The organism is Paenibacillus sp. NPDC058898 (genome assembly GCF_049316025.1).
Lineage (GTDB): Bacteria > Bacillota > Bacilli > Paenibacillales > Paenibacillaceae > Paenibacillus_AQ.
In genome coordinates, this window is record NZ_JBMOSM010000002.1 from 500,257 (window position 1) to 527,225 (window position 26,969).

A 26,969-nucleotide genomic window follows, 5' to 3' on the forward strand; every position below is an offset into this window, starting at 1 on the left:
ATTCAATAGTTTTGTAACTTTCGGTACAAAAATAAGCGCAATAAATCCAACCACACTTTAAACCACACTATAGCTGGATTACACTTTCACATAAAACCAACTTCTTTACTATTCAGTACAAAAATATTCAAAAAAACATGCCTCTCTAAATTACTACATTTCGTAACGTACCATTTCGTCGTTGCAACACCATGCCCTCCATACGCTTGCGCATGGTGTTGGCTGCTCCTTTCCTAAGGGTTCCAGCTCATTATATATATTTTGTAACGGTCGGTCAATAAATGTTGTTCATTCCACAGAATTGTCCTTTACGACAGCCAAAATACCCCACTTCTTACATGAGAGATAGCGTGGGGTATTTAGCTCCGCAACAGCTTTACGTTGCCTTAATAGACTTGCTTAGTGAACGTGCCGAGCTTCCTTAGCTTATCAAATCAACCATCAACGATCCCAATGACGGCATTCATTATAATTCTCTCGCCGGCTCTTGCACCTGCGTATCGTGGCTGGTATCAAGCAATACCGCATTAATTCCGTTAAGAAAAGCCAACGCGCTCGCCTTAATAATATCCGTATCCATTGCGCGCCCGGAATAGATTTTGCCCTGATATTCGATTCGAATGTTTACCCGGCCGATGGCTTCTTTTCCTCTGGACAGACTGTTGATTTTGTAATCCTTTAACTGTACGTCCAAACCGACCAACGCTTTCATGGCGCTGTACAGCGCATCAATCGGGCCATCCCCCACCATGCTGTCCCTGAACGTCTCGCTGCCTTTTCTCAGCTTCACGGTTGCCGTCGGATACAGATCATTGGTCACGACCTGGAACGAATCCAGCTCATACAGATGACTGCTGACTTCTTCATGGGTACGATGCTGGGTCACCAGATAAAAAACGTCATGATCATATACTTCCTTCTTAGCATCGGCAAGCTGCAGGAATTTCTCAAACAGCGCTTCAAAATCTTCGCCTTCGCCTGTCTCGAAACCAAGCTTCTCCACCGCATTCTTGAACGCATGTCTTCCGGATCGCGCCGTCAGGATCAACTCCATGCTGTCAGCGCCAACTTCCTCCGGCGACATAATTTCGTAAACCTGTTTATCCTTAAGCAATCCATCCTGATGGATGCCGGAAGAGTGCGCGAAGGCATTCTCACCCGTAATCGCCTTATTCACCTGAACATCCAGGCCCGTCAAATGCGTCAGCAGCCTGGAGGTTCTAATCAGCTCCTTGAGCCGGATATTGGTGGAGGCCTTAAAATGATTCTCCCGGACTTTGAGTCCCATGACCACTTCTTCAAGCGACGTATTGCCTGCGCGCTCCCCTAAACCATTGATCGTGCATTCCACTTTCTGCGCACCGTTCCGCACGGCACTGAGCGTATTTGCCGTAGCAAGCCCGAGATCGTTATGGCAGTGAACGCTGAGGATAACCTGATCGTTCAGATTCTTCAGGCGCTCGTTGATTTTGCGGATCAATTCGCCGAATTCATCCGGAACGGCGTAACCGACCGTATCCGGCACGTTAATCATCGTTGCTCCGGCCTTCACAACGGCTTCGATCGTTGTCCACAGATATTCAAAATCGGACCTGGATGCGTCCTCGGTTGAATACTGTACATGAGGCAGCAGCGTTCTGGCATACTTCACCGCATCAACACCCATCTGGAGCACCGCATCCTTGGAGCGGTTGAATTTCTTCTCCACATGAATGTTCGAGGTGCCGAGCACGATATGAATCAGCGGATTTTGCGCGAGCTTAATGCTTTCATATACGGCGTCGATATCGCCCTTCACCGCGCGTGCAAGTGCGGTGATCGAGACACTATCGCCTACCGTTCGGGCTATTTCCTGAACCGATTGAAAATCCCCTGCCGAAGACGCGGGAAATCCCGCCTCGATAATATCGACATTCAGCCGTTTCAGCTGCTGCGCAAACTCGATCTTTTGCTGTACGTTCAGTTTGGCGCCCGGAACCTGCTCTCCGTCGCGCAAGGTTGTGTCCAATACGATAATGTTGCGTTCCATTTGGTATTCCTCCTCGATAATCGATCGTTCATTTTCGTTCATTTATATCAAGCGGGGTTGGTTAAACCCGGAATTTAACCAACAAAAAACCCCGCCTCTACGTATAGAGGCGGGGTTGAACCCGCGGTACCACTCTAATTCATTTTTTGCAAAATGATCTTCTTCGATGGCCATCACCATCTATCCCTATAACGGTGGAACTCCGGCTAACCCTACATGATCAGGCAGCTGTTCATAGACGAGTTCAAAGGGAACGACATTACCGTTTCACACCTGCCAACGGCTCTCTGAAAAGTCATTACGCTTTTACTATTTCTAATCAAAACATTTCGATATGAATTTTGATAACTATCTTAAGGAAAGAGGAGGGTTTTGTCAACCCTTTATCTTCCAAAGGCAAAAGAACGCATGGGTTACAGCAATCCGGACTTCTTCACATTCGCCAGGAAATCATGGAATTCCGGAATATTCAGCTGCTGCGCTGCATCGGACAACGCCGTAGCCGGATCGGGATGAACTTCAACCATCACACCGTCTGCCCCTGCAGCGAGAGCCGCTCTGGCACAAGGAGCCAGGATGTCCTTACGGCCTGTGGAATGGGTAACATCCACCAGTACTGGAAGATGTGTTTCTTGTTTCAGAATCGGTACCGCCGAGATGTCCAAGGTGTTTCTCGTCGCCTTCTCATACGTCCGTATGCCGCGTTCAATCAGCATCACCTGCGTATTGCCGCGGGATACAATGTATTCCGCAGCGTGCACGAACTCATCGATCGTAGCCGCGAGACCGCGTTTCAACAGCACCGGCGTCTGAACATCCCCTGCTGCTTTTAACAGCTCAAAGTTCTGCATGTTCCGCGCACCGATCTGAATGACGTCAATGTATTCGCACGCAAGCTCGATATGCGCAGGATCCACGATTTCGCTGATCGTCTTCAGTCCGAACTCAGACGCCACTTCCTTCAGAATTTTCAGGCCTTCAATACCCAAGCCCTGAAAATCGTAAGGCGATGTTCTCGGTTTGAACGCACCGCCGCGCATAACAGTCATGCCCGCTTCCTTAAGGGCAGCCGCAACCTGGCGTACTTGCTCATAACTCTCAACCGAGCATGGTCCTGCGATCATTACTGGCGTGCCGCCACCAATGATGGTGCTGCCCAGTTGAATCAGTGTATCCTCTTGCTTCTTCTTCCGGCTCACCAGTAAATGCTTCTTGTGATCGACTTGCTGCAGCTTCAAGGATGCCTGGAAAATCTGTTTAAATAAATGACGCACCGTTTCATTATCGAAAGGACCTTGGTTGTGCTCCACCAGAGTATCCAACATTTTTTTCTCACGTACCGGGTCAAAGTCAGGAACTCCCTGCTTTTGCTTCTCCTGACCGATCTCCTGGGCGATCCGTGCCCGTTCCGACAACAGCTCCAGCAGCTGAAGATTAACGGCATCGAGCTCCGATCTTAATTGTTCCAAACGTCCTTGACTCATACGAAATCTCTCCCTCACCTATTTTTCTAGTTTATAAAAACAAAAAGACCCCCCGCCCGGAAAGGGACGAGGAGTCGTGGTACCACCCTTATTAGATATGCCAAAAAAAGCAAACACATCTCACTTGAACCTCTTAACGCAAGGGTTACGGGTAAACCTACCATCCGCACAGAACATGCAGATTATCAGCATACCAGCTCCGGAATGAACTTCAGCGGAGAACCTTCGCCCGGGCGCTCTCAGTCGGTGGCAGCCCTTTCCTGTCAGGAACGTTCTTTCGCTTACTCTTTCCATCATCGCTTGTTTTAACATATCGTGTTCGTTAATTAAGAAGCATTGTAATACACCCCGGATTGAAATTGCAAGAGTTTTATTTAAAGCTTGGGTGCTTTGATGCAGTGAAGTTTATATAAGCGGGCTTCATGTCAGAGACGAACATTCACCTTCTGCCCCTGTTTTACCGGATTCCCCCAATACGTAAACAGGCGCCAGATGTATTCGAACGGTCCTATCGGGAGCCGCTTCAACCAGACTCTGCTGAAGATCGCTTGCAGAGCAAAAATGACGACAACCATCACCATCTGCCAGATCGGTTCGATCGTTCCGTACCACCCCAATCCATAGCTGTAAAAGATCAATCCGCACAGGATCGATTGGAGCAAATAGTTGGTGAAGGCCATTTTTCCGGGATAAGAAAATAAATTCAATACCTTCTGCCACGATGTATTCTGGTATAAAAGTGCAAACGCGCCGATATAGCCCAGGGTCAAGAATGGTGCACCAACGAATAAGGCTACCGCCTCGCCCCAGGATGGAAGTCCATCCGCTAGCGACATCACGAGTTGAAGGACAAGACCCAAACTTCCGCCAATGACGACCAATTTGATGATCCCCTTCCGGTTCTTCTTGACCTCGTGCAAAATACGGCGCTTGCAGAAGTAGGCACCCATCAGGAACATTCCTAATACTTGTGGGTAGAAGACCACCATATTCAAGATGGAGCCGATGTAATCATTCAGCCGCTGAGCGATGATCTGGGTCATCGTCCCCTCTCCGTATATGGCTGCATCCCGCTCCTGGAAATAGATCCCCATCTGGTGCGCATCCGCCTGGCTCAACGGCTCAAAGACCTGTCCGGCCGAGGAGCTCAGCAGACTTGCTCCCGTCAGCAGGACGGGAACGAGCAGCAGCAGGGACAGTGACCAGATCAGCAGCGTTCTCGGCTTGCAGCGCTGAAACAGCATCAGCAGAAAACCCATGAGTGCATAGTGGGTCAGAATGTCTCCGTACCAAATCAGGATGCCATGGATCAGACCGATCAGAAGCAAAGCCGTCAACCTGCGAGTATAGATGCGGTTAAAGCTTCGGCCTTTGGCCTGACTGCTCTCCTGTAACAACACCATGCCAAAACCAAACAGGAAAGAGAAAATCAAAATAAATTTGCCGTCAATAACAATTCCGCGCAGCAGCATCAGGATCTCATTGTACCAGCCTGACCATAATTCGACCCCGAAGGAAATGGTTTGTAGCGATGTTGTAAAAAACGTAATGTTCACTAAAAAGATGCCTAATAGTGCAAATCCTCTCAAGTTATCGATGAGCTGTATTCTTGGCTGTGGATTCGTTGCCATAATCGTACCTCCTTATCATTGTGCCTTCAGGTTAAGGTACAATCATAAAGAAAGGATAAAGAAACTCATATTGATTTGTAAGTATACAGTAGCTTAAGCATCACTGCGCATGCGGATCATTCTTCCGATCGCTGTTGCCCCCAGATTTCTATCAATCCATTTAAGAGTGGTTGAAATCCGGGGGCAAAGGCGACCGCTTCCGCTTCTCCAGAACGATTCCGCCTGCTCCGTTGAAGTAGAGGCATATATAAACTTCAAGTAACAGGACTTTCTTTATTCATTCTTTAGAAATGACGTGTACACTAACCAGATAACCCCCTTATTAATAGCTATTTTTCGGAGGATGTAATAAATATGGCAAACGAAACGATCCTATTGGTGGATGATGAAGAAGAAATCATCTCTTTTATACAAGACGCTCTGGAGATTGAAGGCTATCACGTACTGACTGCCGGAAGTGGACGGGAGGCGCTAATCCAGAGCGAGCAGCAGCCGTCCCTGATCATCCTCGATGTGATGATGCCCGAGATGAACGGCATTGAGGTCTGCGAGCAGCTTAGGGAAAGGACGCAGTGTCCCATTGTGTTCTTGAGTGCTTGCCAAAGTGAAATGGACCGGATTCGAGGACTCGCTGCTGGCGGGGACGATTATCTGCTCAAGCCCTTGAGCCTCGCGGAATTGAAAGCCAGAATCCATGCCCATCTGCGGCGAGAACAGAGAATCCACGCGCAAAAAGAACAAGGCGTCCTGCGATTCCAATCCCTGATAATTGATTGCAAGGGACATGCCGTTACCTGCAGCGGGCACAACATCGCTCTTACGAATAAGGAGTATCAGATCGTAGAACTGCTGGCGATGCATCAGGGGCAGGTCTTTTCCAGAGAACAGATTTACGAGAAGTTATGGGGGTTTGACGCTGAGGGGGACGACGCTACCATTACCGAGCATATCAAGAAAATCCGGGCCAAGCTGGCCGCCCACGCCAAGGACCGCAGCTATATTCAAACCGTATGGGGCATCGGCTACAAGTGGGATCCCAAATGATGAAACAGCGTTCCATCAAAAACACGTTCGCCCGCCATTTCGTCTCCATTCTGGCCTGCAGCTTGCTGGCTACGCTTGTAACCTGGGGACTGCTCGTCATGCTGCTTGGGTACTTGTTCAACCATGACATCGTGCTCCCGGCAAATCATTACGAAGCTCAGATCCCTGTTATTTCGGAGTACGCGGTAGACCGGGGCGATTCTGTCATGAGCACGCAAGGACAAGCCGAACTTGAAAAGGTGATCCCCTCGCAGGGCATGTCCTACCTGGTTGTATCCCTTACCGGCGAACCCTTATATGGTGATCTTGCTCTAAAGGAATCGCTTAGCCGGCAAAAGATACTGGCACGCTTGAACCAGACGCGCAGCAGCATGAATCAAGTCGTTAAATACATTCCGGTTGTCTCCAGTGACGGAGATCTTGCAGGAGCTGTTCTGCTTGGATATAACCTGAAGGTGACGGCAGCCAATCCGGCGCTGAATCCCGTGATAGCCTTTGGCTCCCTGGCCTTTATTCTGACGCCTTTTCTGTATATCATCTTATTCACTCTGATATTCGGAAGACGATTCAGCCGCAAAATCAGCACTCCGCTGCAGCAGCTTCTCCAAGGAGCCGAACAGATTAAGGAGCGAAATTTACACTTTTCCATGACGGGGACATCATCCATAACGGAAGTTAATCAGCTTACGAATGCTTTTGAGGACATGCGTCAGGAACTGGAGCAATCCATCGAGCGGGAATGGAGATTGGAGCAGGATCGAAGCACCATGTTTGCGGCTCTCGCTCACGACCTTCGGACACCGCTTACGATTATTCAAGGACATGTTGAGGGCTTGGAGCAGATGAATGGGAAGTCTTATGGAGCTAAACAATCGCAATATCTGCAAGTCATCAAACGCAACACCACACGTGCTTCGAAACTCCTTCAGGATATGAACACCATCGCAGAAATTGAAAAGGTATCTTTCCGGCTCCAGCCGCTTCCCGTGGATATTGAAGAATTAGCGGATGATAAAACCATGGAATATGCCGCTTTATGCAGCAATAAGAACATAACGTTCCATACGGAGATCAACGATAATCGAATGAACAAGAAGCCCATCATCCTGGATCCCTATCGCATCATGCAGGTTCTGGATAATCTCGTTTCGAACAGCATTCGATATACCCCAGAAGCCGGACAGATTCTATGGCGGATCGAAATCACCGAGCAGGAGGTGATAATGGCTGTGACGGATAATGGAGCAGGCTTTGGGCAGCAGCAAGATCTGCAGCAGGCATTTAAGCAGTTTTATCAAGGGAATCATCCTTCCTCCAGACAAAAAGGGCATTCCGGTCTGGGGCTGTATATCGCCAAACTTCTCATTCAGCATCATGGAGGGCATATTTCTGCCGAGAACACCCCGCCTCGCGGGGCAACGGTGCGCTTTACCATACCGACCCAAACATCATAACTTCTCCAAGCATCATAAAGAGGCATCCTACACGATCCTATGGATCGGGGATGCCTCAATTGTTATACCTTTAACCGATAAATCGCCTTATTATCGAGTCCGCGGATCATCGGTGTCCACGGCTCCGTTTCAAGCGTCGTATCCAGGGCATCCTCTACCATCTGCAGCTTGGCGTCCAGCAGGTCGATATGGTGCAGCGCGACGGCTTCAGCTGTTTGCGGCTGAACCGGGCTCCCCCACTCTCCCAGGTTATGGTGGGACAGTACGAGATGCTGCAATCCCAGTACCACTTCGGACTCTAACGCGATGTCGTTCTGAATGGCCGCTTCCACGATCCAGTTGGATGCCAGGGCGATATGCCCAATCAGTTTACCCTGATTGCTGTAGTCCGTAACGATGCCCATCTGGGCGATCATCTCTTCCGGCTTTGCGATATCATGAAGGATAATGCCGGCCTTGATCAAGTCCGAATTCAGAAACGGCCGCTGCTTGCAGATGAAATCGCCAATCTCCAGCATGCGGACAATATGATAGGCAAGTCCGGCAAAGTAAGCATGATGATAGGTTTTGGCAGCCGGATAGTGCATCAGCTTCTCTTCCACCTTCGACACACAATACTGCACGATGCTTCGTACCTGCGGCTCCGTAATCTCATTCATCGTAAGTTTGATCGTATGTAACAGATCCACGGGACGGATTGGCGCAGCCCTTACAAAATCGGTCAAGGAAACGCCATCCTCATCTGTTGCCTTACGGATTCGGCTAATTTTGACTTGAAGCTGATCCCTGTAGCTCAGCACGGTTCCCCGGATTTTGACTAATTGCATCGGCAGGAACGTTTCTTTATCCTGAATGGTCACATCCCAGTACTTGGCCGAAATCTGGCCGCTCGCATCCGAGAGAATAATGTCAAAATAATCTTTCGGCGGCGTGCCGTTGGTCTGTCTCATATTTAACTCTTTCAGCAAGTAAAATCCAACAAAATCATCTTGAACGCTAAGTTTATTAATCGGTTTCATCTGGTTCCTCCCACGATCTTCATTCCATAAAACTACTCTATCATATTTATAACCTATTACTAAATACGATTCCCCATTCGTTCATAATTCTTGATCTGAAAGATTACAATCTAACGAAAAAAACCACTTAGCAAAGTGGCTTTTTACGATTTTCATATTATTTATGTCTAGATTCAAAGCCGCAGCTCATAAGATCAGCTAAAATAATAAATGAAATCCAAGCGTTTTATTCCCTCCATGCACCTGGATGGTCGTCCTGGACCAAATCCAGCTCCACGGCTCTTGCGTTCATCTGCACCTGCTCGACGCTCTTGCAGCCTGGAATAACACAGCTGACAGCAGGATGCTTCAAGCACCAGGCCAACGCCCACTCGGCCATATTCACGCCCTCCGGCACTTCGTTCTGCTTAATCTCTTCCACAAGCTTCAGCTTGGCATTAATCTCGTCCTGGTCACGGTTCTTGCGCACATTATCGCTGAAGACCGTCCCCGGCTTATACTTTCCGCTTAAGTACCCGCTCGCTAGCGGAACTCGCGCCAATACGCCAAGATCCTGCTTCATGCATGAAGGAAGAACCTCTTCCTCCGGAGCTTGGTCCAGACGGTTATACACGACCTGAATGGCTTTGGCATTAACCTCCGCGGCCTTGTCGGTTTGATAGATATTTTTGTTGCTACCAATGGAAATGCCCAGATTACGGATGGTTCCCGCCTGAACCTGCTTGTCCAGCATCGTCCACATATCATCATTGTTGAACACTTCATCCGAGCCGGAATGGAATTGATACAGGTCGATGTAATCGGTACGAAGCGCTTTAAGTGATTCCTCCAGCTGAATTCGGATTTGCTTCGCATCCCAAGCGTGCTCCCATTGCTCATGCCATCGATGACCAAACTTCGAGGCAATGACCCAATCCTCGCGGCGGTCGCGCGACAAGAAATCGCCGATGAAATTCTCGGACATATGATGAGGCCCATAACATTCGGCTGTATCGAGCAGATTAATGCCAAGTTCCTTCGCATGCGTTAAGATGGCATCGACTTCCTTTTGATTGAAATCCTTCCCCCAATCACCGCCAAACTGCCAGGTTCCCACACCGACTACCGATACTTTCAGATCCGTTTTCCCGAGACGTCTGTACTTCATATACTCACCCCTACTCGTAGATTTGTGCGCCTATATCTTATTTGAAATTGCAACCGTTTGCAACTTTTGCTGCAGACTCTTTTTTCGTCCATAAACCTTATTTTCATTCACTTGCCGCATCCTGACTGTTTAATAACAAGTCGTTATGGTGAACCCTATAATACGTAAACATTTTGCTATAATAGAACGGAATCAGAAAGGAGGATTGCAGGCGTGAATACTCGGACACTGGAGCAATGGATACCCGATATTATCGAGAGTCTGAAAGCAAAAACACCAAATGACTTTCAGCGAATGATCGATGAATTTCTGCCTTATGACCTAGCCAGAATACATAGCCATCTCAGCGATACAGACCAAACCCGCTTTCTGCAATTTCTGAACGAGGAACAGCTGGCCGATATGATTCAGGAAATGGAGCACGACCAGCAAATCGAGGTTTTGGGCAAGCTGGGCAAAGAAAGAACAGCCATCATCCTGGACTTGATGGATAACGACGACCTCGCCATTCTGCTTGACGAGCTGTCACCCGAGCAGAAAGACGAATTCCTCAAGGGAATGCGGGACGAGGAATCCCAATTTGTCCAGAACCTGATGAAATACCCGCCGGAAACTGCGGGCCGAATCATGACGAACCGTTATGTGTGGATTCCCCAGCATTACACCGTATCGGAGGTAGTCCAGAAGCTGAAAACCTACGTCTCCATTTCGGAAACGATCAACTATCTGTACGTCATTGACCAAGACAAAAAGCTGATGGGCGTGGTGTCCTACCGTGGACTCATTTTGGCCGAGCCGGATGAATATATGGTAGATATCATGCACAGCCGGGTTCTGTCCGTACCTGTGGATGCCGATCAGGAGGAAGTCGCCCAGATTATCCAAAAATACGATCTCGTCGCCATCCCCGTCGTTGAACAGGATAACAGGCTTGTAGGCATCATTACGGTTGACGATATTCTCGACGTCGTCATCAAGGAAGCCGACGAGGACATTCGGAAAATGAATGCCACTGGGGGCAAATCCATCGACTTCAACACCAAAGCAACCGTTGCCGCCTTTCGAAGATTGCCATGGCTAATCTTGCTCTTATTCATCGGTCTGATCTCCGGAACGATCATTTCCCGATTTGAAGAAACGCTGGCCCAGGTTGTGGCGCTAGCCTTCTTCATGCCCATGATTGCAGGAATGACCGGCAACACTGGCACGCAGTCCCTTGCTGTTATTGTGCGAGGCCTGACCACGAAAGAAATGACAAAATCGCTGGTGTACCGGCTATTAGCGAGAGAGCTGAAGGTCGGATTGATGATTGGGGTCACATGCGGCATTCTGATATCCTTGATCGCATATTTCTGGCAGGGCAATCTCTATCTGGGGTTTGTGGTCGGAAGCTCGTTGATTGCAACACTCATCGTGGGAACCATGGCAGGTACCATCATCCCCCTCATTCTGTTCAAATTCAAGATCGATCCGGCCGTAGCCTCGGGACCGTTAATTACAACCATTAACGATATCCTATCGCTTGTCATCTACTTTGGTATCGCCACCCTGTTTCTTTCTTACATTTAGCTGGTATTTACGAAATATATTCCTTTACTTTAAAAAGACTTCCGGTTAGCAAGCCGGAAGTCTTTTTTTGGACTCTGCCAAGCAAGGATCTCCATTGGCTCAAGAACCTGCTTGTTCATTACCCGTGTTTCCACTATATCGATGAGCATGTGGAATCCTGCCATCTACTGTGGTATAGCCTTCAAAATAATGATAGTGCCCGCCGCCTGCCAAGGGAATGGCGGGGCCAGTTGTTCCTCTAATCATGTGCTTGTGTTGGTCATTAAATGATGTTTGGGCATGATAATTATGGACGTGTGGAACGCCACTTGGAGCTGGTTCAGTTAGACCCACGTAATGATGGAAATGTCCAACATCAAAGGATGTATCTCCTTTAAAGGGATGAACATGAACATTAACGGGTCTTCCATCCCAAGATGTAAGAAAGAGTTGATGCGAGTGTTCCGAATCGGAGTCATTGGAATGAACAATAAAACCGGTTATTGGTATTTCCAACAAATAAACCTCCCTTTTCTTAATGCATGATTTCTTTCTTGTTAACCTTCATGCCAGACAATGACCGATCGAACATGTCAAGGATAAATAAGAATCGTTCAGCCTCACGAAAAACGTGATCTGCTAATAAGGGATGAATGATACTTTTGATTCGACACTCCTCGATCAAGTCGCGCGCAGTCTTCTTAAAATCTCGTAATGATTTGACTGAAACGCGGTTTTCATCAACAAATTGACTTAGTAATGGATGGGTTTGCGATTGTGGACGCATGGAACTTAAGTCAATGGCTTGATACATCAGCGTATCAAAGTCTTGGCTAAACTCCCTTGCTTGTTCCACTAATTTTCGCTCGGATGGATCAAGCAGATGACCTATAAATTTTGCATGATCAGCCATGATTTTTAGGAAAAAGACATTTTCGTCGATAATCGCATCAGGCAATGGTTCAAGTCTTCCGTTGTTGAGTTCCTCCAGCCGATTCTTAAAGTAATTTGCTTCTCGGCTAATATGATCTACAAGCAGCGGGAAATTCGTCCCCCCAGGAAGCTGGCACCGTAGTATAAGCCCAAGCACCTTTCTCTTAAATGCCCAAATGTGTGCAGCCGCATTGTGAACTTCTGAATTAAACTGTCGAATTGTTTGTGGATCCGTATCTGCGTGATAAGAATGTGATCTTCTTTCAATCTCCTCAAAGATTGCATGAAATTGATTAGCCTCATTAATTAACTGCGTGTCTTCACACCTAAACCCTAGTCGAAGAAAAAAAGAATGTTCTTTCATAATGCGTGACCAAAAACGTATTTCGTCTAATGATCTGACTACAAAAGGATCCGACAAACCATATCCCACCCTTCGGCATACTTAAAGACAACCATCCGTATTGGCTTGATAGCAAAGTATATGGTGAAGGCATGTTTCAATATGCTGTCGAAAAATAAAAAATCAAGATCCATTAGATTTAAATTAAAAAAGCCTCTCTGGCAAGTTGCCATCTGAGACAAGAAAATGAGCAGGCGTAATGAATGAGCCAAAAATTCACTGTATATTCAAACTGCGTGTTTGACGAAAAGATAATACGTTTGTTACAATCTCACCAACAAACAGGAAAAGGATGAGGACGATGGTTCGTCGTTTGAAAAGGTTTAAGAATGTAGCTATTGCACTAAGCTTCTGAGTAAATCATGATTTATTCTACTTAGAAGCGAGGAGAAAAAGAATGAAACAACATTCGTTTGAACATTGGTCCGAAATTAAGTATTTAAAGGATATTGTCACCAACCCCATGATTCAAGTAGGGGAATACTCTTACTATTCTGGTTATTACGATCATCATGATTTTGAAGATGGGTGCGTTAGATACCTATGGGGAGATGAAAAATCCAGAAGGTTGTTTAACCCCATCGAAGACCATGGTTGGCATATAGATAAATTGATTATTGGAAACTACGTATGCATTGCAAGTGGTGTAGTTATTTTAATGGGTGGAAATCACAATCATCATCCTGAATGGATAACCGTATATCCGTTTGTGGAGCAGATTGAAACTTCTTACCTACCAAAAGGCGATACAGTCATCGAAAGTGATGCCTGGATTGGAATGAATGCCATGATTATGCCAGGTGTGACCATAGGCGAAGGCGCCATTGTAGCGGCTGGTTCGGTAGTTGCAAAAGATGTCCCACCATATACTATCGTAGGCGGTAACCCTGCTAAAGAGATAAGGAAACGCTTTGCGGAAGAAGAAATTGAGAAGTTAAAGGAAATGCGATGGTTTGATTGGAAGCGCGAGAAAATTGAACGGGTCAGTCATATCTTGTCCAGTTCTTCCGTTGATCAATTATATGACTTTTATCAAAAAGAAATAAAACCATACGTTTAATTTCAGATCTTCTCATAGAAAAAACTAATAGTTTAAAAAGCAATAGTCCCTTCTTGGAATTCAAGAAGGGACTATTTTTCTGAGCCCGATCCTCAAAGTTTTGTTTATCATTCAAAACTCTTTTGTCATCCTGTTCAAAGAAACCCATTAGCTTCGTATCCCCTTAGATTTATGTGGTTGGCATTGCTTAAACATTACCAAAAAGTAACTAGGTCACTTCAAAGTGCGTACTTCTCAATCCGAACCCTAACGTGCAAAATGACATTAATCAAGAACATGTCGTTAGGAGATGAATTTATGAATACGGATCAACATTCACATTATTCGCAAAAGACGGCTTTGGTTGTAGGAGCCAATGGGGTGATCGGCCGCAACCTCATCGAATACCTTGCGACGCTTCCCGATTGGGATATTATTGGTGTATCGCGCCGAGGCGGGGAATCAACGAACCGCGTTCGTTATATATCGGCCGACCTGCTTGATCGCGGGGATACGATCGCCAAATTAAGTCACTTATCGGAAGTGACGCATATCTTCTATGCTGCCTATCAGGACCGGCCAACGTGGGCCGAGCTCGTTGCACCGAATCTGGCGATGCTCGTCCATGTAGTGGAAGCTATCGAGCCGATTGCTGCCAATTTGCAGCATGTCAGCCTGATGCAGGGTTACAAGGTATACGGCGCGCATCTCGGTCCATTCAAGACGCCAGCACGGGAGACAGATGCCAGCCATATGCCGCCAGAGTTCAATATCGATCAGCAGAACTTCCTCGAGGAACGGCAGCAAGGCAAAGCTTGGACCTGGTCAGCCCTGCGTCCATCCGTTGTCAGCGGCTTCGCCCTTGGAAACCCGATGAATCTGGCGATGGTCATTGCCGTCTATGCCTCGATTTCGAAAGAGCTCGGCATCCCGCTGCGTTTTCCAGGTAAGCCTGGGGCCTATCACACTCTGCTGGAGATGACCGATGCCGATCTGCTCGCGAAGGCTACAGTATGGGCAGCAACCGATGATCGATGCGCCAATCAAGCATTTAATATCACGAACGGGGACCTGTTCCGTTGGAACGAGTTATGGCCGAAGATTGCGAAATACTTTGACATGGAAACTGCGCCCCCCCTGCAGATGAATCTGGAAACGGTCATGGCGGATAAAGAGCCGGTTTGGAATCGTATGGTTGAGCAGCACGGACTTGCGGAGCACACGTATCAAGAGGTTTCCTCCTGGAAGTTCGGTGATTTTGTGTTCTCCTGGGATTATGATTTCTTTGCAGACGGTTCGAAGGCCCGCCGCTTCGGATTTCATGAGTATGTCGATACAGAGGCCATGTTCATGAACATCTTTGACGAGCTCCGGCGGCGTAAAATCATTCCATAAGGATAGAAGAGCCGACTTTATGGATTCAAAGTCGGCTCTTTCATTCACTATATCTTTTAATGCGGATCCTCCAATGCCGGCTTCTCCAGCACTATGGCGGATTCGCCATACTTCCGTTCGATATGCGTATCTCCCCATCTGCACATCAGATGAAGAATTTCCTTTAAGCTCCAGCCATACTCGGTCAGTTCATACTCCACCTTGGGCGGAACTTGATTATACGTTTTGCGTAATATAACGCCCTCCTCTTCCAGTTCCCGCAGATGCTGTGTCAGCATTTTTTGCGTGATCTTGGGAATCAGGCTTAAAAATTCACTATTGCGTCTTTTACCGAAGGTAAGATGAAAGAGAATGACCGGTTTCCACTTCCCGCCAATGACCTCCAGCGTAGCTTCAACCGCGGTATTGTACACTTTGTCTTTATTCTCCATGTAAGCCTCGCTCCTTCGTTCCACGATATGACATCACCAACTATTTCCAACCTCCCGCTTTACTTCTTCCACTATCGCACGAACCCCTTCCTCAATCTGATCCAATCGCACTCTGGAAATACTGATACGTATAAACTTCTCGCGCATAAGGTAGTCGGACAGATAAAACAGCTTGCCAGACACCACATGAATGTTCCGTTCTTGCAGCCGCCTGATCAATCGCTCCAGGTTAACAGTCTGCGGCAGCTTAAACAGCTTATATATTCCGCCGTCGCCGGGTACGACTTCAATCAATCCAGTTCCCTCGTATCGCTGCACAGCAGCATTCAGAGATTGCATTCGGACTTCATACTGGCTGTAAATCTTCTGTTTGTGCCGCTCGTACATCCCGTTGCTGATATAAATTTCGAGTGCCGCTTGGGACAGCAGCGACGTATCCCCATAACTACTGTAGGCATTAAACGTTTGGAGCAAACGTTCCGGCAGGACGACGGCTCCCAGGCGCAATCCGGGGAAAATAATCTTCGAGAAGCTCTTCAAATATACGACATGCGAAGTTCGGTTGTAGGCATAGATGGGATCGTATCCCCGCTCCTCGCCTAGATCGGCCATATAATCGTCTTCCACAATGTAGACATTATATTTCGCCGCCAGGTTAGCAATAGCCTTCCTCTGCTCTGCACTATAGGAGGTGCCCAGCGGATTATGATATCTTGACATCGTATAGAAAAATTTAATATGTCCGGATCGGAAATGCCCCTCCAGAGCCTGCAGGTCGATCCCCGCTGCCGTGCGGGTTAATCCGATAACGGGTACTCCTTCACTCTCCAACAACTGCAAGTAGTTATTGTAGCTTGGCTGTTCGACCAGAATGGCGGAATGTCCGCCGGGAAACGGCATTTTTGTCAAAATCTCAAGTGCCTGCTGGGCGCCCGCCGTAATCACGATCCTCTCCGCGGCAGTGAACACTTGAGCTCCTGCCAAATGGGAGACCAGGGTATGGCGCAGTTTCTCCATCCCTTGCGGATCGCCATAGGTAAACAGTTCATATTTATAGGTATCAATCGCCTTGTTCAGGCAATGCTGAAAATCCAGATACGGGAATACATTCACATCCGGAGAGGCCGAAGAGAAATCGATCATGGTGCTGACACTCGCGTCTTCTTCCTCTTTCGGACGGTCGACCACATAATATCCGCTCTGGGATACGGAATAGATCGCATGTCGTTTCTCAAGCTCGGCGTAGGCTCGCAGCACGGTGCTGACACTGCATCCGTACGTGAGCGCAGCACTCCGTACGGAAGGCAGCTTCTGCCCGGGACGGTATTGTCCTTCCGAGATTTTGGATTCCATATCCGAGAGGATGGACAAGTATTTTCTCATCATGCACCTCCTGTCATTTCTATGCTTGATTATATCCGACCGAGCCTCAATCTAAAAAGATCTAATATTTTTAGGTGAAAAACCTAATTTTATTAGGTTATTTGGGAGGAAAGCGTCTGATAGAATAAATACAAGCGCTTACAATGCAACGATTCAAGGAGGAAACGTGATGACCAAACCCGTACAGCCTAATGAACCGATCGTAACCCATATCTATACCGCGGACCCTTCCGCCCACGTATTCGAGGGTAAAATTTATATTTATCCATCCCATGATCTGGACCACGAGAATACCTCCAATGATAACGGCGACCAGTATGACATGGAAGATTACCATATTCTATCAATGGATGATGTGAATGCTCCATGCGTAGACCATGGCGAAGCCCTTCATGTAAAAGATGTTCCATGGGCGAAAAAGCAAATGTGGGCACCGGATGCTGCCTTCAAGAACGATACTTACTATTTATACTTCCCTGCCAGGGATCATGACGATATTTTCCGTCTTGGCGTAGCGACAAGCTCGTCCCCTTCCGGCCCCTTTAAGCCGGAGCCTCATTACATCCCGGGCAGTTACAGCATTGACCCTGCCGTATTCGTGGACGACGATAACCGGGCCTATATTTACTTCGGCGGCCTCTGGGGCGGACAACTGGAACAATGGCAGACCGGATCGCATATTTCGGATGCGGAAGGACCTGCCGCAGATGCGCCTGCCATCGGACCGCGGGTCGCAGAGCTGAGCGACGACATGCTTACTTTCAAGGAGACGCCGAGAGAAATATCCATCGTCGATGAGGAGGGCAACCCGATTGTCGCGGGGGATGAAGAGCGAAGATATTTTGAAGGACCTTGGGTCCATAAATACAACGGCACCTACTATCTTTCTTATTCTACCGGCTCAACACACAAAATCGTCTACGGCACGAGTCAAAGTCCAACGGGGCCTTTCGAGTTCAAAGGCACGATTCTAACACCTGTTATCGGCTGGACGACCCATCACTCCATCGTTCAGTTTCAGGATAAATGGTATCTCTTTTACCATGACAGCTCCCTCTCCGGCGGGGCCGACAACAAACGCAGCGTCAAGTTCACTGAGCTGACCTACAATGAGGACGGTACCATTCAGACGATTGATCCGTACGGTAAATAAGGCATACCAAGCTGAATTCCACGATGATGGAGTTCAGCTTTTTTTAGTTCATTTTTTATACAGCTGCTCCGCTGTCGTTATTTAGTGATATAATGAAAGCTGCTATCATTTTTTGATGTTAGTGTCGGCGGATCCATCTATATCATAACGAAGAAGGAATGCAACCATGACAAGGCAGCTTATGAAACGATATATCATCCTCATTGTAGGTCTATTCTTAATGGGACTTGGCACGGCTCTCGTGACCAAAGCCAATATTGGAACCTCCCCTATTGCCAGCGTACCGTATGTGCTGAGTTTAAAATTCCCCCTCTCCATGGGACTGATGACCATCCTGTTATGCCTGCTGTTTGTGGTGATCCAGGTCCTCCTGCTCGGTAAGCAGTTTCCCAAGATGCAATATCTGCAAGTGTTTGTCGGTGTTCTGTTTGGCCTGTTTCTGGATATGGGGGCGTATATCGTAAGTTCGCTCAACTTTACAGTGTATTTCATGAAAATTTTGGCGTTACTGACGGGCTGCATGATTCTGGCGGTCGGCATCTATCTTCAAATCATCGCGAATACGATCCTGAACCCGGGTGAAGGCATCGTGAAAGTCATCTCTGAAAAGCTCGGTGCCGAATTCGGGAACATTAAGATCATGTTCGACTGGACCCTGGTATCCATCGGCATCGTCATCTCGCTGTTTGCTTTCGGTTTGATTGAAGGCGTACGCGAGGGCACGGTCATTTCGGCTTTTCTGGTCGGTTATTTCATCAAGGCGCTGCGCCGGATCATGTTTCGTTTGCGCAGCAAAAGAGCCCGGGAAGCAGTGCTCGAGCAGAGCTCGTAATTTTCATGAGAATCCTGTGGTTAAACGGTCACATTTTGATTATAATAAGTGGTAAGAGACGAAGAACGTCCCAGCGCATTCCTTATTTGGAGTGAGGCCGGGGCGTTCTTTTTTTATTTATATGGGGAGGTATACCGTAAGATGGATTTTGAGAAGGCTCATGGGACATTTATGCATTATCATCTAAGGAACAGAACCGGAGAAAGAAGAGGTCGTCTGGAACGAGGGCATGGTGAGGCCGAAACCTTGTTTTGCCAAAATGTCTGGTGGCCGCTGCGTGGTCATTTTCGCGATTTACATCCACAATTCGAGGTGCTGGATTGGCGCGGACGATCCTATTATTGCAGCTTCGCCTTTATTACTCCGCATCTGAGACTCATTATCGAGGTTAAACCATTTAGCACGCATACAACCGAGATGGATCGGCAGAAATATTGCAACGAGCTGAATCGGGAAACCTTTTTATCCGCCATGGGGTATCAGGTGATCTCATTTGCCTGCGATGATGTGGCCGATCGTCCGGAGCTGTGCATCATGCTCCTGCGGAAGGTTCTGAGCCGATATCTGGCAGAACCACATTCAACAAGCGTATCTTCGGTAACGGAACGTGAAATCATCCGATTTGCATGCATGCTTGCACGGCCCCTCCGCCCGATCGATGTGAAGACACATCTGCATCTGAATCATCGGACCGCCCTTCGCTTCCTTCATTCTCTTTGCGATAAGGGGCTGCTAATTCCCGTAACCGGGTCCCAGGGCAAACATATCGTGAAATATGAGCTTCATCCTCATGCGGGGCAGTGCCTATAGCTGCTATGGGGGAGGTCTCCCGAACGGATAGACTCGCGCCTTGCCGTAAAATAAACAAGCTGACCCATTCGATCCTGGAGTCAGCTTGTTGGCAGTTCGTGTAGTTTATGTGTTGAAAACCCGCCCGTTATTACACACCCTTTTTATACAAAGAGAATGAGTATATCGCTGGAGCCGCTGCAATCAGTATAATGATAGGGACAACTGCGACGGCAAGGTTCACCTTCAGAAACGCCATCAGGATCATGAACGCTCCACCTGCCATCCATAGATACCCTGCAAAACGATGCGTTTTATTCCAATTATCCTGGCTGTTCAGCGTCCAAGGCAGCTTGATGCCCACCGTATAATTCTGTTTGCTCTTCGGCAAATAATTGCCGGTGACCACGAGAAGCATGCCCACGAGAGCCGGTGCAATCGTCTGGATCGGCAGCTCGGCCCCCATGGCCTTGAACAGCGTGATCGGCATGAGAATGAGAGACAGCGCGGGGATGAGCCAAAGACCCATCGTTCTTAAAACCGGTGCAGCATTCATTTTCTTAGGATCGTTGTTAAGCGCTACATGCATAATGACGTTAATAACTGCCGTAAACAACGGAAGCACAAACGCCGCAATCGCCTTCGACACATAATTATCCGGATTGCCCGCCGCGTCCCAGTGAACAGCCACCTGCTCAGGCAATTGGCTATACAGCGTCATTGATAAAATAATCGGCAACAAACAGATCAGCGTTGTTATAACCAGCATCGAACTATTCTTTTTCCCCATCTTGTTTCCCCCCGTTAAATTGTGAAAACCACAACATAATTTCTTCGAAAACGGACACGTTGATCTCATAGTAAATATAATTTTTATATTTCGTTTCAAATATCAGCCCGGCCTTCTTCAGCTGCGATAGATGATACGAAATAGTTGCCCCGGTCATATCGAAATGCTGGCCGATCTCTCCGGCTGACATTTTACCGCGCTTGAGCATAACGAGGATGTCCCGTCTCACCGGATCAGACAACGCCTTAAATGTTTCCGGAAACCCCAATGTGCATCACCCATACTTCTATTTAGAATTTCATCTAAATACATTATCTCTCATCCCTGCACCGAATGGCAATACCTATTTTGAAAAAAATCTAAATAGAAGATAAAATGGGTATCCCGACAGGCCCCATCACCATAACCAAGAAATCGCTACTTATCTTAAAACAACAAAAGTCCGCCGCGGAACAGCACACGAGCTGATCCTCAGCAGACTTACTTTCAAGGTCTGTTTATCCAAGTACCTTTTCAAATACCGGAAAGCTTGCTGTTCTGCCCGGGAAGTTGACTTCTCCCCGCAGGTCATAACCTAATCCTTGATACAGCTTGAGCGCCGCCGTATTCTTGGCATAGGTGTCCAGTCGAAGGCTTCGGTAACCTTGGCGTGCACCATACTCTTCGGAGAACGCTACCAATTTTCGTGCGATGCCCTGTCCGTGTGCTTCCGGATCGACGGCAAGGCGATGCATCATGAGATGCGGTCCCTCTTCCTGCTTCCAGCTAATGGTCTGGTACTGTTCTGCCTGCGATTCGTCGAGAACAACGATCCCCAAAATACGGCCTTTGCCCTCAGCTGCAAACAACGTTCCTCGCTGTAAATCCTCACCGATTACCTCCCGGTTCGGATATTGATCATCCCATTGATCGCTGCCTCCGGCCTGCATGACCGCAACACAGCGGGTTATCAAAGCCATGATCTCTTGAAGATCCTCTATTCGTCCTGTCCGTATGTTCATATCCATCGATGCACCTACTATTGTTTTTTAGAACAGTTTACTATGCTTGGACGGCTGCAACAACACCTAAACATGAAACCCAAAAGGCATCCGCGAATTACTTTGGTGGGATAGCGCCTTTAAACGTTCCAGTTAGGATGACCATTTATCTAAGCAATGTAAGAGTCACCTCTATCGTATTATTTACGAATGAGCGCTCCGGACGGGATTTCAACATGACGGTCAGCCCAATTAGCGATACGATGAGCGCTTGTGATAAAGCTTTGGCGTTTGTGTCACTCGCAAGCTCGCCCGATTGTATGCCTCGTTCAATGGTTTCTTGAAATATGACCGCCAGGTACATCTGATGCTCCCTTGTCAGAATTTCAAATTTCTCATCATGAGGCGCAAGCTCGACCATCGTATTGATGCAAAAGCATCCTCGGCTGCGGCTTACGGAATATTCCTCATCAACCACATTCTCAAAAAGAGCTCGAAAAGCCTCTCTGACCGATGGCTTGTTTTGAAGCCTGGTTCGCGCCTCGGAAGCATGCGACATCGTGTATTTTCGCAGAGCGGTTTCGAACAGTTCTTTCTTGTCGCCAAAGGCTGAGTATATACTGGGCCGCTGAATACCCATTCTGGAGGTCAAATCGCTTAATGAGGTAGCCTCATATCCCTTCTCCCAAAATAACTGCATCGCGGCATCTAACACTTTCTCTTCATCAAATTCGCGGACTCGTCCCATATTGAAATACCTCTCGTTACATTTGATTTTAAAGAAATTTTATGATCACACTGGGAAGCAAACAGGTTTTTAATTACCAATCAGTATAATTGATTTTATGATATATGGCTGCTTTTGTCAAATACCGATTCCCTGTATATTGCAGTGTTATAACTATATTATCAAATGTTACTCATACGATTGAAATAAATCCGTTGACATAGATTGTTATTATGGGATATATTTATCAGGCGATTTAACATACCGATCGGTACACAAAAAAACCTCGATAGGATTGGTGCATAAATTGGAAAAATTGATAGCAAAAAAAGCGGTCCATGACGAAGCAGCGACGAATGCGTCACAGGGGACGGTGACCACGGCCGAATCCGGTAATCGTATGCCTCTGACTCGTTACGTTACGTTATTGTTTGCGATTGCTTGCGGTATGTCAGTTGCCAATATCTACTTCGCTCAGCCGCTGCTCGATGAGCTGTCGAACGAGTTCAACATGGACTATTCCATCATTGGAATTCTGATTACCGTCACACAGATCTTTTATGCATTGGGACTGCTGCTGCTGGTGCCTCTAGGGGATTTACTGAACCAGCGTCGATTAATTATCGGTCAAATGGCGATCTCCATGGCGGCTCTCGTTATCGTTGGAGCTGCTTCGTCCAGCACGATGCTCTTTGCAGGTTTGGCTTTGGTCGGATTGCTTGCCGTAGTAACGCAGACGATTGTGGCGTTCGTGGCGACCATAGCTGCTCCTGCTGAACGAGGGCGTGCCGTAGGTATGGTAACCAGCGGAATTGTGATTGGGATCCTTCTTGCTCGAACCATTTCAGGAGTTTTGAAGGATCTTGCAGGATGGCGTTCGGTTTATTTGGTTTCTGCTGCGTTGATGCTGCTCATGGTTTACGCATTATATAAGGTGCTGCCCAATGTTGAGCGTAAGGTAAAGACTCTTCCCTATTCTCAACTGCTTAAGTCGGTACTGATGTTGTTCCTGCAAGAACGGTTATTACGAATCCGCGCTGTGTTGGCTATGCTGATTTTTACGGCTTTCAGCATTTTGTGGACGCCATTAGTGCTGCCTCTTAGCACGTCGCCACTATCCCTTTCGCACTCTGCCATCGGGGCGTTTGGTCTCGTGGGCGTCGTGGGTGCATTGGCTGCAGCAAAGGCCGGTAAGCTAGCCGATCGAGGTTACGGCCAAAGAACGACAGGAATTGCATTGTCCCTGCTATTGCTGTCATGGCTGCCGATCAGCTACACGGAACAGTCCCTGTTTGCCTTAGTCATTGGTATTATTCTGCTGGACTTGGCGGTACAGGCGGTGCATGTCACGAATCAAAGTATGATATTTGTATTGCGCCCACAAGCGCGCAGTCGCATGGTTGCCGGGTATATGATTTTTTATTCCATCGGAAGTGCCGCCGGTTCCATTGCTTCGACCCATATCTATGCACAGTATGGCTGGCATGGAGTTTGCTTGCTTGGAGCCTTCGTCAGCGCTGTTGCTCTTATATTTTGGGTTATGACCAAAGGCGTTAAGGGCAATAACGGTTACTAAAATCTAAAGGAGAGTATTTCCTAGAGGCTGGCATTACTTCGTTTGTAGAAACTAAGCGGATGTTCACACAGGTAAAGTGAAGAGTCATGTCCCGGCTGTTGCGAAAAGTGTTAAAGGAAATTGTTCTTACTGATAAAGTGGGACCCTTCATGTGTTTGTAGGCGGGCATCATCGGAAGGATTATGCGGCATCTTCGCCGACGGTTGTGATATCCGCATGCCTTTCCTTAGAATAGCAAAAGACACGCCGGTATGGGCGTGCCTTCATTAATCTTTCCTTATGGTGTTTTCCCCAGGATCACTTCGCCTGTCGCTTTATTCCAGAACGACGGAATGCCAAGCTTTGATGTGATCAACTCCAATGGAAACATGCTCGAATCAGCCAGGAATGGAATGCTGGCATTATCTCGCGTCACCTTCCCGTTCACCAATACAACTGCAGGATCACTGGACTTAATGGATACGGTATTCCCTCCATAAGTGAAAGACCAAACTGGAAATCGATGATTTCCGTGTTTCGGATCCGGATTGGACTGTCCGCGCTTCACTTTGATCCCGAGCGCTTCAAATACGCTATTATACGGTACATACAGCTTGTCTTTCACAATGGCGGATGATCCGTAGAAGCTAACCTTTTGTCCGTTTACCGACCAGGACAGAGGAGTCTGTACGAAGACTGGATTCCCATCGTTCTCGTTAAGAGAGCCGCTGCCCTGATATTTCTCTTCTCCCCAAGCCAGCACCTTACCGTCCTGATTGGTTGCATAACCTGTATATCCCCTGGTGCCCCATAACGCCGTTATACCTGTCAGACCTTTCACTTGAAAGGGCTTTGCCGTCGGGTCGTTGTAATTCCACTGCCAGACCGTGCCGTCGTTTTTAAGCATAAATAAACGGTTGGACCCTGTTCTTATCTCTCGGATTTCTTTAAGGCCCTTTACTGCAATCGGCGCTTGCTGCTTGGTATTCACATTCCACCGCAGCACCGTCCCATTCTCATGCAGCAGGAACACGTCATACCAATCCACTGCGATTCCGGTAATGGAGGAGGTAACCAGCGGTTTAACCTCGCCAAACTCACGTTCCAGGCGGAATCGATCGTAGAAACTGTTATATACCGTTAACATATCGACGCTACCGTCTTTACCGAGAATCAGTGCCTCATGTCCGGCGACCACTATTGTTTTTGCATTCGTGACTCCTTTGATAGGGAAGTACTTGACGGTCATCTTTAAATGATCATTCGGATCATACGTCGGACGCCATATCGTTGCAGTCCCATCCTTATGTAATGCGACAGGACCATGGTTTGAAATGACCAAACTGGCTACACCCTTAAGTCCTTCCAGCTTCATCAGCCCTCCCCGTTTTTGGAAAGGATCCCCGTTAATATAAGGCGAGTAATTATCGCCCCAGGCCCACACATCCCCGTTTTTGTCCAAGGCATATGAAGAATTGTCACCTGCCGCCACCTGAACAATATCAGTTAGACCCTCAACTTGCTTTGGCACCAATTGATGAATGCTAGTCCCGTCACCTACTTGACCTGACTTGTTATAACCCCAGGCGGTCACGGAGCCGTCGCTCCATGCCGCTACACCATGCCCGCTGCCGCCAGCCACGCTTATCGGTATGGGGCGGGAATCACCGTTCACGGCCTTCGCAGCTCCCACAACGCCCATCGCGGTACAATTGACTGCCAGTAGTATCGTCACTAACATATAAGCTACCCTGCGATTCCATTTCTTCACGAATAAGGCCTCCATTCACGATCTATAATGTTATATAATACCATATCTTAAAAGATGATAGGGAAAAAATAGTATACTGCCCGTTCTGATAGCTGGAATCAGTTACTCAAATCATTGCTTAAGTCAGGTTACGTCTGCTGGAACAAGGTTGCGGTCACCTGGCAGTCCGCGCACAGGAACATATAATAAATGCCTTCTCCATACTCCTCGATCTGTTCCCAGTCCAGCTGCCCGATGAATGTCATGCTTTTGGAACAGCAGGAGCAGGAGGGATATACGGCGTCCTGAATCCATGCCGGATAGCCGCCGATTTGCGAAACCGCCGGACCAAGCGTCCAATAGGCCGCATAATAGCTGTTGCGAGGATGGTCCGCAAGCCGTAAGGACTGCCCCACCGCCGAATAGCTCCTATCATCTTCCTCGGAATCAGGCTCCGGTACATAACCCTGTCTACTATTGACTTGGCTCCATTCGGATTTCCCATGGAAATCTACGTCCATATAGATCGTCTCGTAACAGCTGCAGTTCAGGCAGGTGCTCACTCGCAGCCTCTCTCCGGACAACCCCAAGAATTGAAGCTTCGGATGGCTGATGTCCAGATCCGTCAAAGTGGTTAGACTGCTTCCGCACCATGGACAGAGAGTGGAATGCTCCTTCAAAAATTTTGCGGGTTCCGGTTCTGCTACACATGTGCTTTCTGACAGCTCTATTTTTTCTATGGCGTAGCTGTCATGGTAGAATAATAGGCGCTTGCTCCCTTTCTCCGTAAGCTCCCATCCCCCCTCATGCGCATAAGCTTCAGGCGGAACGTATAGTTCCTCTGCCCATGGTGGAGGCACGGCCCGCCATTCTTGAAATTGGTGCACAACCTGATCATCCCCAATCCAAGCCAGGGCAAGCAGCAGATGGTTGCGGTTATCCTTGTCCTGTTCTACTTGTTGTAGCAGCTTGTCGCGGCTATGGGCAGATGCATCTTTGAACAAAATGCCGGGGTAATAGATACCGTGCTCCATCAATGTTGGGATACAGGATTCAAGCGACTTGTTCTGATAGCAGATCAGGGAAACCACAATTTCCTGGCAGGTGTCCTCATCGCCCGCTTCCAGCAGATCAAGGGCAATAGTCAGCATGCGCTCGGCCTCACTTGGTGATAATGCTGAATATACCTCTTCTCTTTTCAGAGGATAGGGAGTATATCGAATCAATGGATCCCGCCTCAGCGGGGCATGCATGATCTTAAGGATCTCTACTGGATCTGTAATCCCTTCGTATAAGTCGATGTCTCTCCGATTTTGTTCTATGTAACGCTGCCGTTCCTTGCGCTCCATTTCCTGCTTGCACGGCATGCAATAACCGCCGGTCTTGGCCGCAGTTGCCGGTAATATCGTTGCGGAACAGCCTTCGCTTCGACATGGCAGCCGTTCTGTCATGC

General features: G+C 47.8%; 24 protein-coding genes, 1 pseudogene and 1 other annotated feature. Of the genes and pseudogenes, 10 read left to right on the forward strand and 15 right to left on the reverse strand.

The window, feature by feature from the left end; genetic code table 11:
• Window positions 1-466: 466 nt before the first annotated feature.
• The 3 genes from ACOZB4_RS06555 to ACOZB4_RS06565 all read right to left on the reverse strand — a co-directional run bounded on the left by ACOZB4_RS06555 (window position 467) and on the right by ACOZB4_RS06565 (window position 5,144).
• A complete protein-coding gene (locus ACOZB4_RS06555; protein WP_379406271.1) occupies window positions 467-2,029 on the reverse strand; it encodes a 2-isopropylmalate synthase in 1,563 nt (520 codons plus the stop codon).
• A gap of 102 nt (window positions 2,030-2,131) precedes the next feature.
• Window positions 2,132-2,361 (reverse strand) — a binding site (T-box leader).
• Window positions 2,362-2,442: 81 nt separating this feature from the next.
• A complete protein-coding gene (locus tag ACOZB4_RS06560; RefSeq protein WP_053492057.1) occupies window positions 2,443-3,513 on the reverse strand; it encodes a bifunctional 3-deoxy-7-phosphoheptulonate synthase/chorismate mutase in 1,071 nt (356 codons plus the stop codon).
• Window positions 3,514-3,938: 425 nt separating this feature from the next.
• Window positions 3,939-5,144, reverse strand: coding sequence for a DUF418 domain-containing protein (locus ACOZB4_RS06565; protein ID WP_379406270.1), 1,206 nt, complete (start codon window positions 5,142-5,144; stop codon window positions 3,939-3,941).
• Window positions 5,145-5,498: 354 nt separating this feature from the next.
• On the opposite strand from ACOZB4_RS06565, the gene ACOZB4_RS06570 reads away from it, so the two are divergent.
• Window positions 5,499-6,188 (forward strand): response regulator transcription factor, encoded by a 690-nt coding sequence (locus ACOZB4_RS06570; RefSeq protein ID WP_379406268.1) that lies wholly within the window; start codon window positions 5,499-5,501, stop codon window positions 6,186-6,188.
• Window positions 6,185-7,642, forward strand: a complete 1,458-nt coding sequence (locus ACOZB4_RS06575) for an ATP-binding protein (protein ID WP_422759507.1) — start codon at window positions 6,185-6,187, stop codon at window positions 7,640-7,642. The genes ACOZB4_RS06570 and ACOZB4_RS06575 overlap by 4 nt, the downstream gene beginning before the upstream one ends.
• A 62-nt stretch (window positions 7,643-7,704) precedes the next feature.
• Here ACOZB4_RS06575 and ACOZB4_RS06580 read toward each other — a convergent pair whose 3' ends face one another.
• Entirely contained in the window at window positions 7,705-8,661 is a 957-nt protein-coding gene (locus ACOZB4_RS06580) for a 3'-5' exoribonuclease YhaM family protein (RefSeq protein WP_379406266.1), read from the reverse strand.
• Window positions 8,662-8,887: 226 nt separating this feature from the next.
• Window positions 8,888-9,808, reverse strand: a complete 921-nt coding sequence (locus ACOZB4_RS06585) for an aldo/keto reductase (protein ID WP_076324187.1) — start codon at window positions 9,806-9,808, stop codon at window positions 8,888-8,890.
• Between the two features lie 213 nt (window positions 9,809-10,021).
• On the opposite strand from ACOZB4_RS06585, the gene mgtE reads away from it, so the two are divergent.
• On the forward strand, window positions 10,022-11,377 hold the full coding sequence (mgtE, locus tag ACOZB4_RS06590; RefSeq protein ID WP_379406265.1) for a magnesium transporter: 1,356 nt from the start codon (window positions 10,022-10,024) through the stop codon (window positions 11,375-11,377).
• 99 nt (window positions 11,378-11,476) lie between these two features.
• On the opposite strand, the gene ACOZB4_RS06595 is transcribed toward mgtE, so the two are convergent.
• Window positions 11,477-11,872 (reverse strand): YmaF family protein, encoded by a 396-nt coding sequence (locus ACOZB4_RS06595; RefSeq protein WP_379406264.1) that lies wholly within the window; start codon window positions 11,870-11,872, stop codon window positions 11,477-11,479.
• Between the two features lie 19 nt (window positions 11,873-11,891).
• Window positions 11,892-12,653 carry a DUF2935 domain-containing protein gene (locus tag ACOZB4_RS06600; protein WP_379406395.1) on the reverse strand — a complete coding sequence of 254 codons (762 nt, stop codon included), beginning with the start codon at window positions 12,651-12,653 and terminating at the stop codon, window positions 11,892-11,894.
• 436 nt (window positions 12,654-13,089) lie between these two features.
• Between ACOZB4_RS06600 and ACOZB4_RS06605 the strand changes: the two genes are divergently transcribed.
• The gene (locus tag ACOZB4_RS06605) at window positions 13,090-13,752 is read left to right on the forward strand and encodes a CatB-related O-acetyltransferase (RefSeq protein WP_339291452.1); all 663 of its coding nucleotides are present in this window, start codon (window positions 13,090-13,092) and stop codon (window positions 13,750-13,752) included.
• 297 nt (window positions 13,753-14,049) lie between these two features.
• Window positions 14,050-15,126 (forward strand): SDR family oxidoreductase, encoded by a 1,077-nt coding sequence (locus ACOZB4_RS06610; RefSeq protein ID WP_379406263.1) that lies wholly within the window; start codon window positions 14,050-14,052, stop codon window positions 15,124-15,126.
• Between the two features lie 56 nt (window positions 15,127-15,182).
• Here ACOZB4_RS06610 and ACOZB4_RS06615 read toward each other — a convergent pair whose 3' ends face one another.
• Window positions 15,183-15,557 carry a winged helix-turn-helix transcriptional regulator gene (locus ACOZB4_RS06615; RefSeq protein WP_379406262.1) on the reverse strand — a complete coding sequence of 125 codons (375 nt, stop codon included), beginning with the start codon at window positions 15,555-15,557 and terminating at the stop codon, window positions 15,183-15,185.
• Window positions 15,558-15,590: 33 nt separating this feature from the next.
• Window positions 15,591-16,940, reverse strand: a complete 1,350-nt coding sequence (locus tag ACOZB4_RS06620; RefSeq protein WP_379406394.1) for a PLP-dependent aminotransferase family protein — start codon at window positions 16,938-16,940, stop codon at window positions 15,591-15,593.
• A gap of 169 nt (window positions 16,941-17,109) precedes the next feature.
• Here ACOZB4_RS06620 and ACOZB4_RS06625 point away from each other — a divergent pair, with 169 nt between their 5' ends.
• From ACOZB4_RS06625 to ACOZB4_RS06635, 3 genes are all read left to right on the forward strand, one after another.
• The gene (locus ACOZB4_RS06625) at window positions 17,110-18,093 is read left to right on the forward strand and encodes a glycoside hydrolase family 43 protein (protein WP_379406261.1); all 984 of its coding nucleotides are present in this window, start codon (window positions 17,110-17,112) and stop codon (window positions 18,091-18,093) included.
• A gap of 166 nt (window positions 18,094-18,259) precedes the next feature.
• Window positions 18,260-18,925, forward strand: coding sequence for a YczE/YyaS/YitT family protein (locus tag ACOZB4_RS06630; RefSeq protein ID WP_422759508.1), 666 nt, complete (start codon window positions 18,260-18,262; stop codon window positions 18,923-18,925).
• Window positions 18,926-19,066: 141 nt separating this feature from the next.
• Window positions 19,067-19,735: a hypothetical protein gene (locus tag ACOZB4_RS06635; protein ID WP_379406259.1), complete on the forward strand. Its 669-nt coding sequence runs from the start codon at window positions 19,067-19,069 to the stop codon at window positions 19,733-19,735.
• 130 nt (window positions 19,736-19,865) lie between these two features.
• On the opposite strand, the gene ACOZB4_RS06640 is transcribed toward ACOZB4_RS06635, so the two are convergent.
• From ACOZB4_RS06640 to ACOZB4_RS06655, 4 genes are all read right to left on the reverse strand, one after another.
• Window positions 19,866-20,504, reverse strand: a complete 639-nt coding sequence (locus ACOZB4_RS06640) for an SdpI family protein (protein ID WP_339267076.1) — start codon at window positions 20,502-20,504, stop codon at window positions 19,866-19,868.
• The gene (locus tag ACOZB4_RS06645; RefSeq protein WP_076324201.1) at window positions 20,488-20,772 is read right to left on the reverse strand and encodes an autorepressor SdpR family transcription factor; all 285 of its coding nucleotides are present in this window, start codon (window positions 20,770-20,772) and stop codon (window positions 20,488-20,490) included. Before ACOZB4_RS06645 ends, ACOZB4_RS06640 begins: the two co-directional genes overlap by 17 nt.
• 229 nt (window positions 20,773-21,001) lie before the next feature.
• The gene (locus tag ACOZB4_RS06650) at window positions 21,002-21,505 is read right to left on the reverse strand and encodes a GNAT family N-acetyltransferase (protein ID WP_237566570.1); all 504 of its coding nucleotides are present in this window, start codon (window positions 21,503-21,505) and stop codon (window positions 21,002-21,004) included.
• A 145-nt stretch (window positions 21,506-21,650) separates the two neighbouring features.
• Window positions 21,651-22,232, reverse strand: coding sequence for a TetR/AcrR family transcriptional regulator (locus ACOZB4_RS06655; protein WP_339267079.1), 582 nt, complete (start codon window positions 22,230-22,232; stop codon window positions 21,651-21,653).
• A gap of 379 nt (window positions 22,233-22,611) precedes the next feature.
• Between ACOZB4_RS06655 and ACOZB4_RS06660 the strand changes: the two genes are divergently transcribed.
• Both ACOZB4_RS06660 and ACOZB4_RS06665 read left to right on the forward strand, forming a co-directional pair.
• Entirely contained in the window at window positions 22,612-23,787 is a 1,176-nt protein-coding gene (locus ACOZB4_RS06660; RefSeq protein ID WP_379406393.1) for an MFS transporter, read from the forward strand.
• Window positions 23,788-23,819: 32 nt separating this feature from the next.
• Window positions 23,820-24,004: pseudogene (locus tag ACOZB4_RS06665) on the forward strand (LLM class flavin-dependent oxidoreductase); the annotation flags it as partial.
• A gap of 60 nt (window positions 24,005-24,064) precedes the next feature.
• Here ACOZB4_RS06665 and ACOZB4_RS06670 read toward each other — a convergent pair.
• Both ACOZB4_RS06670 and ACOZB4_RS06675 read right to left on the reverse strand, forming a co-directional pair.
• Window positions 24,065-25,537, reverse strand: coding sequence for a stalk domain-containing protein (locus tag ACOZB4_RS06670; RefSeq protein ID WP_379406258.1), 1,473 nt, complete (start codon window positions 25,535-25,537; stop codon window positions 24,065-24,067).
• Between the two features lie 128 nt (window positions 25,538-25,665).
• Window positions 25,666-26,967 (reverse strand): DUF1963 domain-containing protein, encoded by a 1,302-nt coding sequence (locus ACOZB4_RS06675; protein ID WP_379406257.1) that lies wholly within the window; start codon window positions 26,965-26,967, stop codon window positions 25,666-25,668.
• Window positions 26,968-26,969: the final 2 nt, after the last annotated feature.